This window comes from Pandoraea capi (genome assembly GCF_902459735.1).
Taxonomy (GTDB): Bacteria; Pseudomonadota; Gammaproteobacteria; order Burkholderiales; family Burkholderiaceae; genus Pandoraea; species Pandoraea capi.
In genome coordinates this window covers 697,109-714,252 of record NZ_CABPRV010000001.1, presented here as the reverse complement: position 1 = coordinate 714,252, position 17,144 = coordinate 697,109, and the positions used below count along the sequence as shown (strand labels likewise).

The window sequence follows — 17,144 nt, the reverse complement described above, 5'->3', positions numbered from 1 at the left end:
CGGCGCGCACGGCGTGCCGGATCAAGTTCGATTTTTTTGAAAGCGAGTCAGATTTGCGTCGTTATCTCTCCCTTCCGTTCTCCGTCTGTGCCGCGGCGGCATTCCTCGTGCTGGCCGGCTGCTCGACGTATGACAGCGTGACCGACAAAGTGATCGGCGTGGTCACGCCGTATCGAATCAACATCGTCCAGGGCAACTTCGTGTCGAAGGAAGCCTACGATCAGCTCAAGCCCGGCATGACGCGCGATCAGGTCCGTCAGTTGCTCGGTACGCCGCTGCTCACCGACATCTTCCACGCCAATCGCTGGGATTACGTCTTCTACTTCAAGCGGGGCAACGCGTCGGTGGTGCAAGAGCGTCACCTGAAGGTGTATTTCGAAGGCGATACGCTGGCCCGTTGGGAAGGCGGCGAGAATCTGCCGACGGAATACCAGCTGGTGCAGGAAATCGATGGCCAGAAGGGCAAGACCGTGAAGACGGACGCGCCTGCCCCGTCGACGGCCAGTGCCGCAGCCGCCGAGGGCGCCGCACCGGCGCCCAATGCCGCAGGCGCTGCCTTGACCGCTACGCCGGCGCCGACCGATGTCGCAACGGTGTCGACGGATGCCGCCGCCAATGTGGCTGCCGCTGCAAAGCCGGCTCCGCAACCGGCACCGTCCGCGACACCCGCCCTCAGCGTTCCTGCCGCAGGTACGGCAACCGGCACGGGATTGGTGCCGTCGCCGCGCGTGACCTCCGGCGGTGGCCTGTTCTCCGCACCGCAATAAGTTGCGGTAAGGTGCGGTAAGCCGCGCAAAGCCAGCAGAAAGAAGACGAAAGACTCACCATGATGAAGATTGTGATTGCAGGCGCCTCCGGCCGTATGGGCCGGATGCTGATCGAAACCGTGCTCGCGGCGGACGACGCCGAACTGGTCGGTGCGCTCGACCGTGAGGGCAGTCCTGCGCTGGGCATCGATGCCGGCGCTTTCCTTGGCCGCGATACGGGCGTCAAGATCACGTCGGATCTCGATGCCGCGCTTGCGAACGCCGAGTACCTGATCGACTTCACACGTCCGGAAGGCACGCTCGCGCATCTGGCGGCGGCGGAAAAGCACGGCGTGAAGATGATCGTCGGCACGACCGGTTTTTCGGAGGAAGACAAGGCCCTGCTGGCCAAGGGCGCCGAGCGCGTGGCCGTCGTCTTCGCGCCGAACATGAGTGTGGGCGTGAACGCCACGTTCAAGCTGCTCGAGATCGCTGCCAAGATCCTGAACACGGGTTACGACATCGAAATCATCGAGGCGCATCACCGTCACAAGGTCGACGCGCCGTCGGGCACGGCACTGCGCATGGGCGAAGTCGTCGCCGAAGCGCTGGGCCGCGATCTGAAGGAATGCGCCATTTACGGGCGTGAAGGCGTGACCGGCGAGCGCGATCCGTCGACGATCGGTTTCGCGACGGTACGCGGTGGCGATATCGTCGGCGATCACACGGTGCTGTTCGCCGGAATCGGCGAGCGTATCGAAATCACGCACAAGTCGTCGAGCCGTCTATCGTATGCACAGGGTTCGCTGCGTGCTGCCCGCTTCCTCGCACAGCACAAGACGGGCCTGTTCGACATGCAGGACGTGCTGGGCCTACGCTGATCCAGCGCGAGTTTGCACCGGGTGACGGGGGGGCGGCCGGGCGCCGTTCGAGGTATTCCCTCGAGACGTCGCCGGCCTCACCGGCTCCCTTCGGGGCGCTTCGGGGCTTTTCATCCCCGGACGACATCTCCGGTGTGCCTACGCCTTTATTGAGGCGCGCATCGTGCCAGCCCGATCGCTTCGCCCGCCCCGTGAGCGAGTGAAAGCTGCGCAAAGACCTCACCCCCTCGCCGACATGACGCCGAATCGACTCCCGGCGGCGTTATAATCATCGTTTTCCCCGGATCCGCCCCGCAAATCCTGCGTACCGCGCACCATGTGACGCGTACGCGCGGGGCCGAAACCGAGCCGAATCCTATCCGCCGACCCATCATGCAAGAAAAATACGTTCCCGCCGACGTCGAAGCCTCCGCCCAGTCTCACTGGCAGGCGATCGACGCCTACAAGACCACCGAGCGCGCGGATAAACAGAAATTCTATTGCGTCTCGATGCTGCCGTACCCGTCGGGCAAGCTGCATATGGGGCACGTGCGCAACTACACCATCAACGATGTGATGTACCGCCAGATGCGCATGCGCGGCTATAACGTGCTCATGCCGATGGGCTGGGACGCGTTCGGCATGCCGGCGGAAAACGCCGCGATGGCCAACGGCGTACCGCCGGCCAAGTGGACGTACGACAACATCGATTACATGAAGAAGCAGATGCAGGCCATGGGCCTGGCGATCGACTGGTCGCGCGAAGTCGCCACCTGCAAGCCTGACTACTACCGCTGGAACCAGTGGCTGTTCCTGAAGATGCTCGAAAAGGGCGTCGTCTACCTGAAGACCGGTACGGTGAACTGGGATCCGATCGATCAGACCGTGCTCGCCAATGAGCAGGTGATCGACGGTCGCGGCTGGCGCTCGGGCGCGCTCGTCGAAAAGCGCGAAATCCCGATGTACTACATGCGCATCACGGAATACGCCGATGAATTGCTCGGCGACCTCGACGATCTCGGCTGGCCCGAGCGCGTGAAGGTGATGCAGCAGAACTGGATCGGTAAGAGCTTCGGCGTGAACTTCGGCTTCCCGTACGAACTCGACGGCGAACAGAAGCTGTTGCGCGTGTTCACCACGCGCGCCGACACGATCATGGGCGTGACGTTCGCCGCGATTGCGGCCGAGCATCCGCTGGCAACGCGTCTTGCGGCCGATCGTCCCGACTTGCAGGCCTTCATCGCCGAGTGCAAGCAGGGCGGCGTAGCCGAGGCCGATATCGCCACGATGGAAAAGAAGGGCATGCCGACGGGCTTCTTCGTCACGCATCCGCTCACCGGCGACAAGGTCGAAGTCTGGATCGGCAACTACGTGCTGATGGGTTACGGCGAAGGCGCCGTGATGGGCGTGCCGGCGCACGATGAGCGCGACTTCGCGTTTGCGCGCAAGTACAACCTGCCGATCCGTCAGGTCGTCGCCGTGGAAGGTCAGACGTATTCGACCGACGCCTGGCAAGCCTGGTACGGCGAGAAGGAAGGCACGCTGATCAACAGCGGCAAGTACGACGGTCTGGGCTTTGCGGCCGCCATCGATGCCATCGCCGCCGATCTCAAGGCAAAGGGCGCGGGCGACAAGCAGGTCACGTTCCGTCTGCGCGACTGGGGTATCTCGCGTCAGCGTTACTGGGGCACGCCGATCCCGATCATTCATTGCGACTCGTGCGGCGCGGTGCCGGTCCCCGAGAAGGACCTGCCGGTCGTGTTGCCCGAGGATCTCGTGCCGGACGGCACGGGCAATCCGCTCGCCAAGTCCGAAGCGTTCCTGAAGTGCGATTGCCCGAAGTGCGGCAAGCCCGCACGCCGCGAGACGGACACGATGGACACGTTCGTGGATTCGTCGTGGTACTTCTCGCGTTACGCCTGCCCGGACGCCGAGACGATGGTCGACGAGCGTACCGACTACTGGATGCCGATGGATCAGTACATCGGCGGCATCGAGCACGCAATTCTGCACTTGCTCTACTCGCGCTTCTGGACCAAGGTCATGCGCGATCTGGGACTGGTGAGCTTCAAGGAACCGGCGCAGAACCTGCTCACGCAGGGCATGGTGCTCAACGAGACCTTCTATCGCGAAGACACCTCGGGCAAGAAGACGTGGTTCAACCCGCTCGACGTTCAGGTGCAGTTCGACGACAAGGGCCGTCCGCTCGGCGCTACGTCGAAGGCCGACGGCTGCGATGTGGCGCTCGGCGGCATCGAGAAGATGTCGAAGTCGAAAAACAACGGGGTGGACCCGCAGTCTCTGATCGATCAGTACGGTGCCGACACGGCCCGCCTGTTCGTGATGTTTGCCGCGCCGCCTGAGCAACAACTCGAATGGTCGGGGGCCGGTGTGGAAGGCGCGAGCCGCTTCCTGCGTCGCCTGTGGGGTTTCGGTCAGTCGCAGGCTGCGTTGCTGCGTCAGGCGGATGCGGCCATCGATACGGCGAATCCCGCGGCTCAGGCACTGCGTCTCGAAATTCACAGCGTGCTCAAGCAAGCCAACTACGACTACCAGCGCGTGCAGTACAACACGGTCGTGTCGGCTGCGATGAAGATGCTCAACGCGATCGAAAGCGACAAGGGCGCGGCAGGCGCCGGCGCGGTGCGCGAGTGCTACGGCATTCTGCTGCGCGTGTTGTATCCGGTCGTGCCGCACGTCACGCATGGTCTGTGGGTGGAGCTGGGATACGCTACCGAAGCCGGTGATCTGCTCGACGCGGCATGGCCGGAAGTCGACGAAGCGGCGCTCGTGCAGGATGAGATCGAGCTCGTGTTGCAAGTGGCCGGCAAGGTGCGCGGCGCGGTGCGCGTGGCGAAGGATGCCTCGCGCGAGGCCATCGAGCAGGCTGCACTCGCACACGAGATGACGGCGAAGTTTGGTGAAGGCAAGCCGGTGAAGAAGGTGATCGTCGTGCCGGGCCGACTCGTGAACGTGGTGGTCTGAGGCATTCGCGATCCGTGCAATCCGATAAACGGGGCGGTGGCGTGCCGCCCCGGACGATTTGACGACGTTTGGTGAGAAGAGGGCACATCACGTGCAAATGACATCCGCGCAACGAGGCGTCGGCATGACGCGCAGGGTTTTCGGTTGGGTCGCATTGCTGGCGACTGCATTGGCGCTGAGCGCCTGTGGCTTCCAGTTGCGTGGCGCGAGCGAGTATGCGTTCCAGCGTCTGTACATCTCAGGCGGCGGGCAGATGGCTGTCGATATCTCGCGCTACATCCGTTACGGAAGCAAGGGCACGGTCGTTGTGTCTGACCCGAAGGACGCGGATGCTCGTCTGGAAGTCATCGGTGTGACGAACTCGCGTACGGCGGTGAGTCTGGATGCCAATGGTCAGGCGCGTGAATATGAAATGCGCAGCGCGTTCACATTCCAGCTTGTCACGCCCGATGGCCGACCGATCATTCCGTTGACGACGATCCGCCTCGTCCGCAATCTCCCGTATAGCGATAGCGAATCGAATGCGCGCGACGCGGAAGCTGCGCTGCTCAACCGCGATATGCAAAAAGATGCCGTCGATCAGATCATCCGTCGCATGGAAGCTGTGAAGGAGATGCCTGACGTCAAGCCGGAAGAGTAACGCCCTAACGCTCGAATCTTTCGCTCGAATCTTTCTCAGGACGATATCCCCGCCGCCATGCAACTGCGCCCCGACGCGCTCGACGCGCACCTCGCCAAGACCCTCTCGCCGATCTATACGATCTACGGCGACGAGAGCCTGCTTGTGCAGGAGGCGGTAGATCGCGTGCGCGCTGCGGCGCGCGCCGGCGGCTATACCGAGCGCGACGTGCTCAGCGTGGAGCGCAGCTTCGACTGGGGCGCGCTGGCCAACGCAGGGCAGTCGATGTCGCTCTTCGGCGATCGCAAGCTCATCGAACTGCGTATTCCCGGCGGCAAGCCGGGCAAGGACGGTGGCGCGGCGCTCAAGGCGCATGCCGACGCCGCCAGCAGCGACGTGCTCACTATCATCACGCTGCCCCGGCTCGATGCCGCGGCCAGCAAGTCCGACTGGTTCACGTCGCTCGATCGTGTCGGCGTCACGGTGAAGGTCGATCCCGTCGACCGGGCCCGACTGTCGGACTGGATTGCCCAGCGTCTCGGTGCGCAGGGGCAACGTGTCGAATCCGGCGAGCCGGGGCGACGCGTGTTGCAGTTCATTGCCGATCGCGTCGAAGGGAATCTGCTCGCGGCGCATCAGGAAATTCAGAAGCTGGGTCTGCTGTATCCGTCGGGTGCGTTGACGTTCGAACAGGTGCAGGATGCCGTGCTGAACGTGGCGCGTTACGACGTCTTCAAGCTCAGCGAAGCCGTGCTGGCGGGTGACGTGGCGCGTCTGGTACGTATGCTCGACGGCCTGCGCGGTGAGGGCGAGGCGGCACCGCTCGTGCTGTGGGCGCTGACGGAGGAAGTCCGCACGCTCGCCAAGATCACGCGCGGTATGGCGTCAGGCAAACCGCTTGCGATGCTGCTGCGCGAATATCGCGTCTGGGGGCCGCGCGAACGGCTGATGGAACAGGCGGCCAATCGCGTCACGGCGCCCATGCTCGCACAGGCGTTGCAACTGGCTGCGCGTCTGGACCGGCAGGTCAAGGGGTTGCGCGCCGACGGTTTGCCGGGTGATCCCTGGGACGGCATGCTGCAACTCGGTCTGTTGCTCGCCGGCGAGCGACCGCCGATGGCGCGCTCTACCCGTGCCGGGCGTCCGGCACACGCGTAGATCGCGCCCATCCCCTGCAAATCCCCGCAAGCCTTGCGAGGTCTCCGCTCTCGGACGACGGGAGATGCGTCAGCAAGGTTGCCGCAATTGATGGACAATCTGGCGCATAGCCGGTGACACGCGATGCAGCGTCGCCCGAATTGACGAGCTCAGCTCGCATCGATAGTCCGCAGAACACTCTGGCGATACGTTCGCCGAACCGAAACCGACGACATGGATATCAAAGCCTACATGCAATCGCTGGGCCAACGCGCCCGCGAAGCATCGCGCGCAATGGCGCGTGCCGACACCGCTGCCAAGAACCGCGCGCTGCTCGCGATTGCCGACGCCATCGAGCGTGACGGTGCGAAATTGCAGGAAGTGAACCGCCGGGATCTCGAACGCGCTCGCGCCAACGGTCAGGATGCGGCGTTCATCGACCGCCTCACGCTGTCCGACAAAGCGCTGCGCACGATGATCGAGGGCCTGCGCCAGATCGCCGGTCTGTCCGATCCCATCGGCGAAATCAGCAACGTGCGTGTGCAGCCGAGCGGCATTCAGGTGGGGCAGATGCGTGTCCCGCTGGGGGTGATCGGCATCATTTACGAGTCGCGTCCGAACGTGACCATCGACGCCGCCGCACTTTGCCTCAAGTCGGGCAACGCGACCGTTCTGCGCGGCGGCTCCGAAGCCATCGAGAGCAACACGGCGCTGGCGGCGCTCATCGCCGATGCACTGGCCGCGACCGGTCTGCCCGGCGACGCCGTGCAGGTCGTGAGCACCCCGGATCGTGCTGCGGTCGGCGAGCTCATCACCATGACCGAGTATGTCGACGTGATCGTGCCGCGCGGTGGCAAGAGCCTCATTGCCCGTCTGATGCAGGACGCGCGTGTGCCGATGATCAAGCATCTCGACGGCATCTGCCACGTCTATGTCGACGGTCGCGCCGATCCGGCCAAGGCGCTGGCGATCTGCGAGAACGCCAAGACGCACCGCTATGGGACCTGCAACACGATGGAGACGTTGCTCGTCGATCAGCAGGCGATCGACCAGTTGCCGGTCATCGCGCGCATGTTCCAGAGCAAGCAGGTGGAGCTGCGCGGTTGCGAGCGCACGCTCGCCGCGCTTCAGGACGCCGGCGTGAGCGGCGCCGTCGCCGCCACGGAAGAGGACTGGTCGACGGAGTATCTGGCACCAGTGCTCGCGATCAAGATCGTCGACGGCATGGCCCCGGCCATTGCGCACATCAATCGCTACGGATCGCACCATACGGACGCCATCGTCACCGAGAACTACACCGACGCCATGCAGTTCCTGCGTGAAGTCGATTCGGCCAGCGTGATGATCAACGCGAGCACGCGTTTTGCGGACGGCTTCGAGTTCGGCCTCGGCGCGGAGATCGGTATCTCGAACGACAAGCTTCACGCGCGCGGCCCGGTTGGTCTCGAAGGGCTGACGAGCCTGAAGTACGTCGTGTTCGGTCACGGCGAAGTCCGTCAGTAACTCGACACGACCGCCGACGCCATCGTCGACACGATCAACGATCCCCTCGTCGGCCACCGCGTCGATCCTTTCGTTTTCCAGATACGTCGAATGAAACTGCAAGCACTCGGCCCGGCCGATTTTCTGAAGATGCCGTGGAAGAACGGTCAGGGCGTGACGACGGAGTTGGCGGTATCGCGTCGCGCGGGCGAGGACGGCTTCGACTGGCGCATCAGCACGGCGACCGTCGCCGTGCCGGGTCCGTTCTCGGTGTTCGCGGGCATCGATCGCTCGCTTGCCATCGTGCGTGGCGGCACGTTGACGCTGGCGGTCGAAGGGCGTCCGGGCGTCACGCTCACGACGCGCACGCCGCCGTATGCTTTCCCTGGCGAGTTGGCAGTCAGCAGCACGCCGTCGCTCGAAGTGGACGGCGTGCCGATCGACGACTTCAACGTCATGACGCGTCGCGACGGCTGGCAGCACACGCTGGCGCAGCATCGTCTAGAAGGCGAAGCGCTGACGTGGACGCTACCGAATGCCGTCGATGCCGTCGCGTTTCTCTACTGCCCGCACGGCGACGTGCAGGTGTCGTTCCGCGATGGGCCGACGCTTGTCGTGCCGGTCGGACACGCCCTGCGTATCGACGCCGGCGCGACGAATGAGATTGCGGATGACGCCGATGTCTGCGAACTGCGCGCGATCACCCCTTTGGCAGACGTCTTCCTGACGACGGTCGCCCGCCGCTAGTCTTCGATATCCGGCGGCCTTGCCGGAGCGCCCATGCGGCGCCATAGCGATGGCACGGGCCGATGCTGCGCAACGTGACTGCCCAACGTCACTCGCCGCTCGGCCGCTTTCCCGACTCCCCGACTCCACCTATCCTGACCCCGAACACATCAGCCGCTTCGGGCTGTGGGCTCCTTTGCGCCCCTCAGGTCAATCCCAATACTTTTCCGGCCAGCAAAACGGCATACTTTGATTTATCCACTGATAAATCAAAGTTCCACCTATGAAACAACGAAGCGATGACTTTGCGCGAGGCAGGGCGCGATGGACCCGCTGAGCGACGTCCTCGGTGACCTGCGCGCGGACGCTGTCGTCACCGGCCGTTTCACCTTCGGGGCGCCGTGGTCGCTGCGCAAACCGGCAATCGACGGCGCGCCGTTCCGCACGGCAACGGGCGAGCCGTTCTATCTCGTCGTGGCGGGCATGGCGCCGGTGCGCGTCGAACCGGGGGATTGCGTACTGCTGCCCCACGGCCATGAGCATGTGATGTGTTCGTCGCTCGACGAGGCCCCCGTCGTCTTCGAAGCCATGATGTCGGCACAGGGGATCGAGCCACGCCTCGACACGCCACTGGCCTTTCGCGCAGGTGGCGACGGCGCAGTGAGCGATCTTTACACCGGCGTCGTGATGTTCCGCGAGCGGGTGCGCAATCCGCTGCTGGCATCGCTTCCGCCGGTGATCCACATTCGTGCAGGCGACCCCGCCGTGCCGGCATTGCTGACGACGACCATCGCCGGGTTCATCGAAGAGTCGATGCAGCGCGGCGCCGGCTGGCGGGTGGCCGTGGCGCGTCTGGCCGACGTACTGTTCGTGCAGATTCTGCGCGCGTATCTCGGCAAGCACGGCAGTGCGAGCACGCATTGGCTGCGCGGGATGACGGATCCGCAATTGGGGCGGGCCATCGCATGCATGCACGAGGCGCCGCAGCGCTCGTGGACCGTCGAACAACTCGCTGCCATCGCGGGCATGTCGAGATCGAAGTTCTGTCTGCGCTTTCGCGAACTCGTCGGCGAGTCGCCGATGACGTATCTCACCACGCACCGAATGTATCTCGCCGCAGAGCGTCTGGCAGGCGCCGGTGCGCGTGTCTCCGATGTGGCCCATGCCGTTGGCTACGCCTCCGAGAAAGCCTTCACGCGGGCCTTTCGCCGGTGCTACGGCCTGCCGCCGCGCGAATATCTCCGGAGCTGCGAGCTGGAGCATTGAGCGTCTGAGGGTTTTCCCGTCTCTGGACGAACGGCATCCTTTTCGGGCCGCACGGCCGTTGTCCGGCAATTTCCTCGTTGTGAGAATTCACTCGCCATCTGTCAGCGCCCCGAGCGTTCGGGCGTAGCCGGCGGCAGTCACAACGGGAGAGTCAATGGAATTGCAGCTCAACGGGCGACCCTTCGTCTTCGACGGCGAAGACGACACGCCATTGCTATGGGTGATTCGCGACGCTGCGGGCCTCACCGGCACCAAATACGGTTGCGGCATCGGCGCGTGTGGCGCCTGCACGGTACATCTCGACGGCGTGGCGACGCGCACCTGCGTACTGCCGGTCTCGGCAGTGGCGGGCAAGCGCATCACGACCATCGAAGCCCTGTCGCCTGCGCGTTCGCATCCGATCCAGCAGGCGTGGATTGCCAGAGATGTGCCGCAATGCGGCTACTGCCAGTCAGGCATGGTGATGGCCGCCGCTGCGCTGCTCGACAAGCATCCGCACCCGACCGACGCCCAGATCGACGAGGCGATGACCAATCTTTGCCGGTGCGCCACCTATCACCGTATCCGCGAGGCGATCCATGACGCAGCCAAACGCTGAACCGACGATGATCGCCGCCGCGCGCGCGACGACGAATGCCCCGGCCTCGCCGTCGCGACGTCACTGGCTCAAGGGGATGTCGCTGACTGCCGGCAGTCTGATGATCCCGATATCCGCATCGTGGCTCGCCAGCCCGGAAGCGCGTGCCGCCGGCGAAGCCCTCGTCGAGATCAACGACTGGATTCGTATCGATGCCGACGGCACGACCGTGCTCGGCCTGTCGCAATGCGAAGTCGGGCAGGGCGTGTACACCGGATTGCCCCAGGTGCTGGCCGACGAACTGGATGCCGACTGGCGGCGTGTGCGCGTTGAGTTCGTGACGGCGCGCGATGCATATCGCACCGCCGCTGCCAACGAAGCCTTGCAGCAATTCGTCGGAGCATCGATGTCGGCGACATTGTTCTACGAGCGCCTGCGCATCGCCGGGGCGCAGGCGAGGGAAGCGCTCGTCACGGTGGCTGCGCGGCGCTTCGGCGTTCGCACGACCAACTGCGTGACGAAAGACGGCCGCGTGCTGCACCCGCAATCCGGCCGTTCGTTCGGCTACGGCGAACTGGTCACCGAGGCGGCGAAACTGCCACTCAACCCGCATCCGCGACTGAAGAACGATAGCGCGCATACGTTGATCGGCAAGTCGGTGGCGCGTCTCGATACCCCCTCGAAAGTCGACGGCTCGGCCGTCTTCGGCATCGACGTGCAAGTGCCGGACATGTTGTGCGGCGCGATTCGCATGGCGCCCACGTCCGGTGGCGTGCCGCTGTCTGTACGTAACCGCGACGAGATCCGGTCGCGCAAAGGCGTGCACGACGTGGTGCTGGCCAAGGATGCCGTGATCGTGGTGGCCGACGATTACTGGCGCGCGAAGCGGGCCTGTGATGCGCTCGACGTCGAATGGAAGGCCGGCCCTGCCGCCGACAGCACGACGATTCTCGCGCAGCGTCGCGAGGCGCTGATGCGTGCCCGGGGCGGCGTCGCCACGAACATCGGCGACGCGCCAGGACGGATCGCTGCGGGTGGCAAGGTCGTGACGGCGGAGTATCACACGCCGTACATCGTCCACGCGACGATGGAACCCGTGAATGCCACGGTGCACGTACGCAAGGACAAAGGGGAAATCGAAGTCTGGGGCCCGATTCAGGGGCAGGACAAAGTGCGCTGGGCGCTCGGCGGCATCTTCAAGCTGCCGCCGGAGAAAGTCACCGTGCACACGACGTTCCTCGGCGGCAGTTTCGGACGCAAGTACGTGCCCGACTTCGTGATTCACGCGGCGGTGGCTTCGGCGGCCGTGGGGCGACCCGTCAAGGTGATTCGCTCGCGTGAGGATGACATTCGTCACGGCTTCTATCGCCCCTGTGCCTCGGGCCGCTTCCAGGCCGTGCTCGGCAACGACGGATTGCCCAGGGCGATGCACCTGCGCGTGGCCGGACAGTCGATGTACAACGTGATCAAGAAGGATCACTACGAGAAGGCGGGTTACGACGAGACCATGCTCGACGGGCTTTACGACCTCGTCTATGCGGTGCCGAATCTGTTGGTCGAAGGTATCGACGTGCCGCAGCCGAACATCCCCGTGAGCTTCATGCGATCGGTCGGGTCGACGTCGAGCGTCTTCTTCCTCGAGAGTTTCATCGACGAGATGGCGGACGCGGCGGGCATCGACGCCATCGACTATCGCAAGCGTCTGCTCCGGCACGATCCGTTGGCCACCCGTGTCATCGAGACAACGGTGACGTCCGCCGGATGGCATGCGAAGCCCAGACCCGGCGTGCATCGCGGCTTCGGTTACTGCACGTACACCGGGCGTGGCGCGGCCTTCTCAACGTACGTCGCGGTCGCTGTGGAGCTGTGCGTCGTGAACGATCGTTTCAAGATCGAGCGCGTGGTGTGTGGCGTCGATTGCGGCCGGTCGATCAATCCCAACCTCATCCGCGCGAACATCGAAGGCGGCATCGGGTTCGCGCTGACCAACACTTTCAAGAGCCAGATCACGTTTGCGAACGGCGGCGTGGAGCAAAGCAACTTCGGCGATTACCCGCTGCTGTATCTCGTGGAGATGCCGAAGATCGAGACGGTGATCCTGCCCAGTGACCGTCCGCCACAAGGTTGCGGCGAGGTATCGCTGCCGCCGATGGCGCCGGCGGTCGCACAGGCGATTCGCCGGGCCACGGGCGTGCGTCCCCGCTCGATGCCGTTGCCGCAGACCGTGACCGAAGCCCGTGCATTGGCGAGCGCCGGCGTATCCGAGAACGCCCCGGCGTAAAACACGTTTATCGCAATCCCCCCCCATTCGGCAGGGCGTGACGCGCACTCATGAGGCGTCGCGCAATGCCGGGCTCGCAGCGCATGACGGCAGTGTGGTTCGTAGTCCAATATAAATAAGGGAATGTCATGAAACGCAAGGTTTGGATGGCAGTGGCAATGGCGATGGCGTCAACGCTCGCGGCAGGCGGCGCCAAAGCGGATGGGTTGCAGGTCTACGGGATCCTCGATAACAGTGTGGAATACCTCAGCAACGCGGGCGTGACGGCGAACGGCAACAAGTCGTCGCTCTTTCGGGTGAGTAACGGATCGCAGGCGCCGAACCGCTTCGGCTTCAAAGGCTCGGAGGATCTCGGGGGCGGGCTCAAGGCGATCATGCAGCTCGAAGCCGGTTTCAACCTCGATTCGGGGCAGTTGCAGCAGGGCGGACGGATGTTCGGACGTCAGGCGTATGTCGGGCTTCAGAACGGCTGGGGCGCGCTGACCATCGGCCGTCAGAAGAATCTGATTTACGACGCGTTCCTCGAACTCGACCCGCTCTCGTATTACAGCTACTCGTTACCGGCGCTGGACGCCCAGTTCGTCGGCAAGGCCGACAACTCGATCAAGTACGCGGGCAGCTTCAACGGTTTCAAGGTTGCGGGTCTGTTCTCGACGGGCTACGACGCCACGATTACCAACGGCGCACAGGTGCCGGGCGAATGGCGTGTGGGCAAGGAGTACAGCGTGTCGGTGGGCTATGCCAACGGACCGCTCAACGTCTCGCTGGTGTATGACCAGCAGCAGGGCACGTCCGTCGCGACGCAGGGCAGAACGACCCAGCGTGTGGCCGCCGGTGCGAGCTACGCACTCGGCAACTTCAAGCCGTATGTCGGCTACCAGTGGTATTTGAGCGATGTGCCGGGGGTGGCCGGACGTAACGAGTTGTACTTCGCGGGCCTGCAATACCGGCCGGTGACCGAGGTGATTCTGTCGGGCGCGATCTACTACAACAACATCACCTCGTCGAATCAACATCCGTATCTACTGGCGGCCAATGCGGCATACCTGCTGTCCAAGCGTACGCAGCTGTTTGCGGAGGTCGGATTCTCGCGCAACCAGAATGGCTCGAATCTCGGCGTGACAGGGTACGGCATGAGCGTGGTGCCGGGAAGCAATCAACTGGGTGTGGCAGTGGGGCTGTCGCACTTCTTCTGATCGCCACAACCACAGACTTCAGAGGCGGAACCGTCACCGCCTCGTTGTGCGACGTCGACCCGGGGGGGAGGGCGTCGCAGGAAGCATCGGACGCGCCCGGTGCCAGGCACAGTGCCGGGCGCGGGTCCGATGCCGACGTGACGTCACTCGACGCCGCTATGCCGCGTCCAGCCACAAAAAAAGGACATCCGGAGATGTCCTTTTTCGTCTCGGCCGATGACCCGTTGCGGGGTCATCGAAGCGACAGACTTAGCCGCTTAGTGACGGAAGTGGCGCGTGCCCGTCATCAGCATGGCGACGTTGCGTTCGTCGGCAGCGGCGATGACTTCGTCGTCGCGCATCGAGCCGCCCGGGTGGATCACGCAGGTCGCGCCCGCGTCGACCACCACGTCGAGACCGTCACGGAACGGGAAGAACGCATCCGACGCCACGGCCGAACCGTTGAGCGACAGACCGGCGTTCTGCGCCTTGATGCTTGCGATACGTGCCGAATCCACACGGCTCATCTGACCGGCGCCCACGCCGAGGGTCATGCCGCCGGCGCAGAACACGATGGCGTTCGACTTGACGTACTTCGCCACGCGCCAGGCGAACAGCAGGTCTTCCATTTCCTTGGGCGTCGGGTGACGCTTCGTGACCACGCGCAGTTCGTGCGGCGCCACGTTCTTCGCGTCCGGCGACTGGACGAGCAGGCCACCGCCCACGCGCTTGAAGTCGTACTGGTTCACGCCGTTGCCCAGCGGCACTTCGAGCAGACGCACGTTCTGCTTGGCGGCGAAGATTTGCTTGGCGGCGTCGGTGAACGACGGCGCGAGCAGCACTTCCACGAATTGCTTGGACACGGCTTGTGCTGCGGCTTCGTCGACTTCGCGGTTAAAGGCGATGATGCCGCCGAAGGCCGACGTCGGATCGGTCTGGAAGGCCTTCGCGTAGGCGTCTGCCGGCGATGCCGCCACGGCCACGCCGCACGGGTTCGCGTGCTTGATGATCACGCAGGCGGGCGCTTCGAACGTCTTCACGCATTCCCACGCGGCATCGGCGTCGGCGATGTTGTTGTACGACAGTTCCTTGCCCTGCAACTGACGGTAGTTCGCCAGTGCGCCTTCCGGCGTGACGATGTCGCGGTAGAACGCCGCGCTCTGGTGCGGGTTCTCGCCGTAGCGCATGTCCTGCACCTTGGTGTACGCGAGGTTCAGCGTGGCCGGGTAGGCCGAGCGCTCGCTGTGACGCAGCGATTCGCCGAGGCTCGTCAGGTAGTTCGTGATCGCGCCGTCGTACTGGGCCGTGTGCGCGAACACCTTCGTGGCGAGACGGAAGTTCGTGGCGTAGCCGACGGTGTTGCCGTTCGCCTTCATTTCGTCGAGCACCACGGCGTAGTCGGCCGGATCGACGATGACGGTGACGTCGCGATGGTTCTTGGCCGCCGAGCGCAGCATGGTCGGGCCGCCGATGTCGATGTTCTCGATGGCGTCTTCGAGCGAGCAGTCGTCCTTGGCGATCGTCTGCACGAACGGGTACAGGTTCACCACGAGCAGGTCGATCGTCGGAATGGCGTGCTTGTCGAGTGCCGCCATGTGCTCAGGCAGATCACGACGCGCCAGAATGCCGCCGTGCACCTTCGGATGCAGCGTCTTCACGCGGCCGTCGAGCATTTCCGGAAAGCCGGTGTAGTCGGCGACTTCGGTCACCTTCAGGCCCGCGTCGGCCAGCAGTTTGGCGGTGCCGCCAGTGGAGAGAATCGACACGCCTTGGGCGGCGAGCGACTTGGCGAAGTCGACGATGCCGGTCTTGTCGGAGACGGAAATAAGAGCTTGCTTGATCATGACGGACGGTAGTGAAGCGGCAAAAACGGGCGGGTGGACGCGAAGGCGCGGGATCGGCCGGGGACGGTGAACCCCTTACAGCAGACCGTGCTGCTGCAACTTCTTGCGCAGCGTGTTGCGGTTGATCCCCAGATACTCCGCGGCGAGCGACTGGTTGCCGTCGGCCTTGCCGAGCACGAACTCGAGCAGGGGTTTTTCGACGACCGAGACGACCATATCGTAGACATCGTGTGGCCGTGCGCCGTCCAGATCGCGGAAATACATATCCAGACTGTCGCGCACAGATTGTTCTATGTTTGCTTTGCTCATGCGGCTAATAGCTCCCTCGGAGATTCTTGTTCATAGCAGAGACGGTCCGAGTGCGCCTTCTGCTCTTCGAAAAACTCGTTGACCGCAGCCAACTGTTCCTGCGTGGTGTCGAGCGTATTCATACGCTGGCGGAACGTGGCTGCCCCCGGCAGGCCACGCGAATACCACGCGATATGCTTACGCGCGGTCCGTACACCGGTGTACTCCCCGTAGAACTCGTAATGGTCTTCGAGGTGTTCGTTCATGATCTGCTGGATCTCGTCGACGCGCGGCGGCAATGCGATCTCGCCCGTCGTGAGAAAGAGTTCGATGTCGCGGAACAACCAGGGGCGCCCCTGCGCTGCCCGGCCGATCATGATGGCGTCTGCGCCCGTGACTTCGAGCACGTGCTTTGCCTTCTGCGCCGACGTGATGTCCCCGTTGGCCACGACCGGAATGCGCGCGGCTGCCTTCACGGCGGCGATGGTCTCGTATTCGGCGTCGCCGTGATAGAGGTCGGCGCGCGTGCGGCCGTGTACCGTCAGCATGCTGATGCCGCAGTCTTCGGCGATGCGTGCGACGGTGAGCGCATTCTTGTGCTCACGATCCCAGCCCGTGCGAATCTTCAGCGTGACCGGTACCACGTCGCCCACGGCGCCCACCACGGCAGACACGATGCGTGCGACCAGCGGTTCGTTCTGCAACAGGGCCGAACCGGCCGCCACGTTGCAGACCTTCTTGGCCGGGCATCCCATGTTGATGTCGATGATCTGCGCGCCGCGCTCGACGTTGTAGCGGGCCGCCTCGGCCATCATGGCCGGATCGGCGCCCGCGATCTGCACGGAGATCGGCGCGACTTCGCCCGCGTGATTGGCGCGGCGCATCGTTTTCTCGCTCTTCCACAACTGGGCGTTGGAGGCCACCATTTCCGACACGGCATAGCCCGCGCCCAGTCGTTTGCACAACTGGCGGAACGGACGATCCGTCACGCCTGCCATGGGGGCGACGAACAGGTTATTGCGGAGTTCGTGGGGACCGATACGCACGATGAAGGGGAAAAGTCGGGAAAAAGATCGCTATTTTACTGCGAAAACCCGTCCCCGTCGCCTAAAAATTGTGCAATCTTTCGGGCGGCCCTGTCCGAAAAGGCCTCTCTGC

14 protein-coding genes are annotated in these 17,144 nt (G+C 64.0%); 11 read left to right on the top strand and 3 right to left on the bottom strand.

Features of this window, described 5'->3' with window-relative positions; all coding sequences use genetic code 11:
- Positions 1-53: 53 nt before the first annotated feature.
- The 11 genes from PCA20602_RS03145 to PCA20602_RS03095 all read left to right on the top strand — a co-directional run bounded on the left by PCA20602_RS03145 (position 54) and on the right by PCA20602_RS03095 (position 13,875).
- Positions 54-767 carry an outer membrane protein assembly factor BamE gene (locus PCA20602_RS03145; protein ID WP_150719904.1) on the top strand — a complete coding sequence of 238 codons (714 nt, stop codon included), beginning with the start codon at positions 54-56 and terminating at the stop codon, positions 765-767.
- Positions 768-829: 62 nt separating this feature from the next.
- Positions 830-1,627 carry a 4-hydroxy-tetrahydrodipicolinate reductase gene (gene dapB / locus PCA20602_RS03140; protein WP_150720024.1) on the top strand — a complete coding sequence of 266 codons (798 nt, stop codon included), beginning with the start codon at positions 830-832 and terminating at the stop codon, positions 1,625-1,627.
- 372 nt (positions 1,628-1,999) lie between these two features.
- On the top strand, positions 2,000-4,591 hold the full coding sequence (gene leuS, locus PCA20602_RS03135) for a leucine--tRNA ligase (protein WP_150719903.1): 2,592 nt from the start codon (positions 2,000-2,002) through the stop codon (positions 4,589-4,591).
- A 124-nt stretch (positions 4,592-4,715) separates the two neighbouring features.
- Entirely contained in the window at positions 4,716-5,231 is a 516-nt protein-coding gene (locus tag PCA20602_RS03130) for an LPS-assembly lipoprotein LptE (RefSeq protein ID WP_174980744.1), read from the top strand.
- Positions 5,232-5,288: 57 nt separating this feature from the next.
- On the top strand, positions 5,289-6,368 hold the full coding sequence (holA, locus tag PCA20602_RS03125; protein WP_150719901.1) for a DNA polymerase III subunit delta: 1,080 nt from the start codon (positions 5,289-5,291) through the stop codon (positions 6,366-6,368).
- A gap of 213 nt (positions 6,369-6,581) precedes the next feature.
- Positions 6,582-7,850 (top strand): glutamate-5-semialdehyde dehydrogenase, encoded by a 1,269-nt coding sequence (locus PCA20602_RS03120; protein WP_150719900.1) that lies wholly within the window; start codon positions 6,582-6,584, stop codon positions 7,848-7,850.
- Positions 7,851-7,940: 90 nt separating this feature from the next.
- The gene (locus tag PCA20602_RS03115) at positions 7,941-8,576 is read left to right on the top strand and encodes a HutD/Ves family protein (RefSeq protein WP_150719899.1); all 636 of its coding nucleotides are present in this window, start codon (positions 7,941-7,943) and stop codon (positions 8,574-8,576) included.
- 303 nt (positions 8,577-8,879) lie between these two features.
- Complete coding sequence (locus PCA20602_RS03110; RefSeq protein ID WP_150719898.1) at positions 8,880-9,821, top strand: AraC family transcriptional regulator; 942 nt, start codon at positions 8,880-8,882, stop codon at positions 9,819-9,821.
- A 154-nt stretch (positions 9,822-9,975) separates the two neighbouring features.
- A complete protein-coding gene (locus PCA20602_RS03105) occupies positions 9,976-10,419 on the top strand; it encodes a (2Fe-2S)-binding protein (protein ID WP_150719897.1) in 444 nt (147 codons plus the stop codon).
- 7 nt (positions 10,420-10,426) lie between these two features.
- Entirely contained in the window at positions 10,427-12,679 is a 2,253-nt protein-coding gene (locus tag PCA20602_RS03100; RefSeq protein ID WP_150720023.1) for a molybdopterin cofactor-binding domain-containing protein, read from the top strand.
- A gap of 128 nt (positions 12,680-12,807) precedes the next feature.
- A complete protein-coding gene (locus PCA20602_RS03095; RefSeq protein ID WP_150719896.1) occupies positions 12,808-13,875 on the top strand; it encodes a porin in 1,068 nt (355 codons plus the stop codon).
- A 257-nt stretch (positions 13,876-14,132) separates the two neighbouring features.
- Here the strand turns inward: PCA20602_RS03095 and purH are convergent, their stop codons facing one another.
- The 3 genes from purH to dusB all read right to left on the bottom strand — a co-directional run bounded on the left by purH (position 14,133) and on the right by dusB (position 17,032).
- Positions 14,133-15,698 carry a bifunctional phosphoribosylaminoimidazolecarboxamide formyltransferase/IMP cyclohydrolase gene (gene purH / locus PCA20602_RS03090; protein WP_150719895.1) on the bottom strand — a complete coding sequence of 522 codons (1,566 nt, stop codon included), beginning with the start codon at positions 15,696-15,698 and terminating at the stop codon, positions 14,133-14,135.
- 75 nt (positions 15,699-15,773) lie between these two features.
- On the bottom strand, positions 15,774-16,007 hold the full coding sequence (locus tag PCA20602_RS03085) for a Fis family transcriptional regulator (RefSeq protein WP_039393174.1): 234 nt from the start codon (positions 16,005-16,007) through the stop codon (positions 15,774-15,776).
- Positions 16,004-17,032 carry a tRNA dihydrouridine synthase DusB gene (dusB, locus tag PCA20602_RS03080; protein ID WP_083253654.1) on the bottom strand — a complete coding sequence of 343 codons (1,029 nt, stop codon included), beginning with the start codon at positions 17,030-17,032 and terminating at the stop codon, positions 16,004-16,006. The genes PCA20602_RS03085 and dusB overlap by 4 nt, the downstream gene beginning before the upstream one ends.
- Positions 17,033-17,144: the final 112 nt, after the last annotated feature.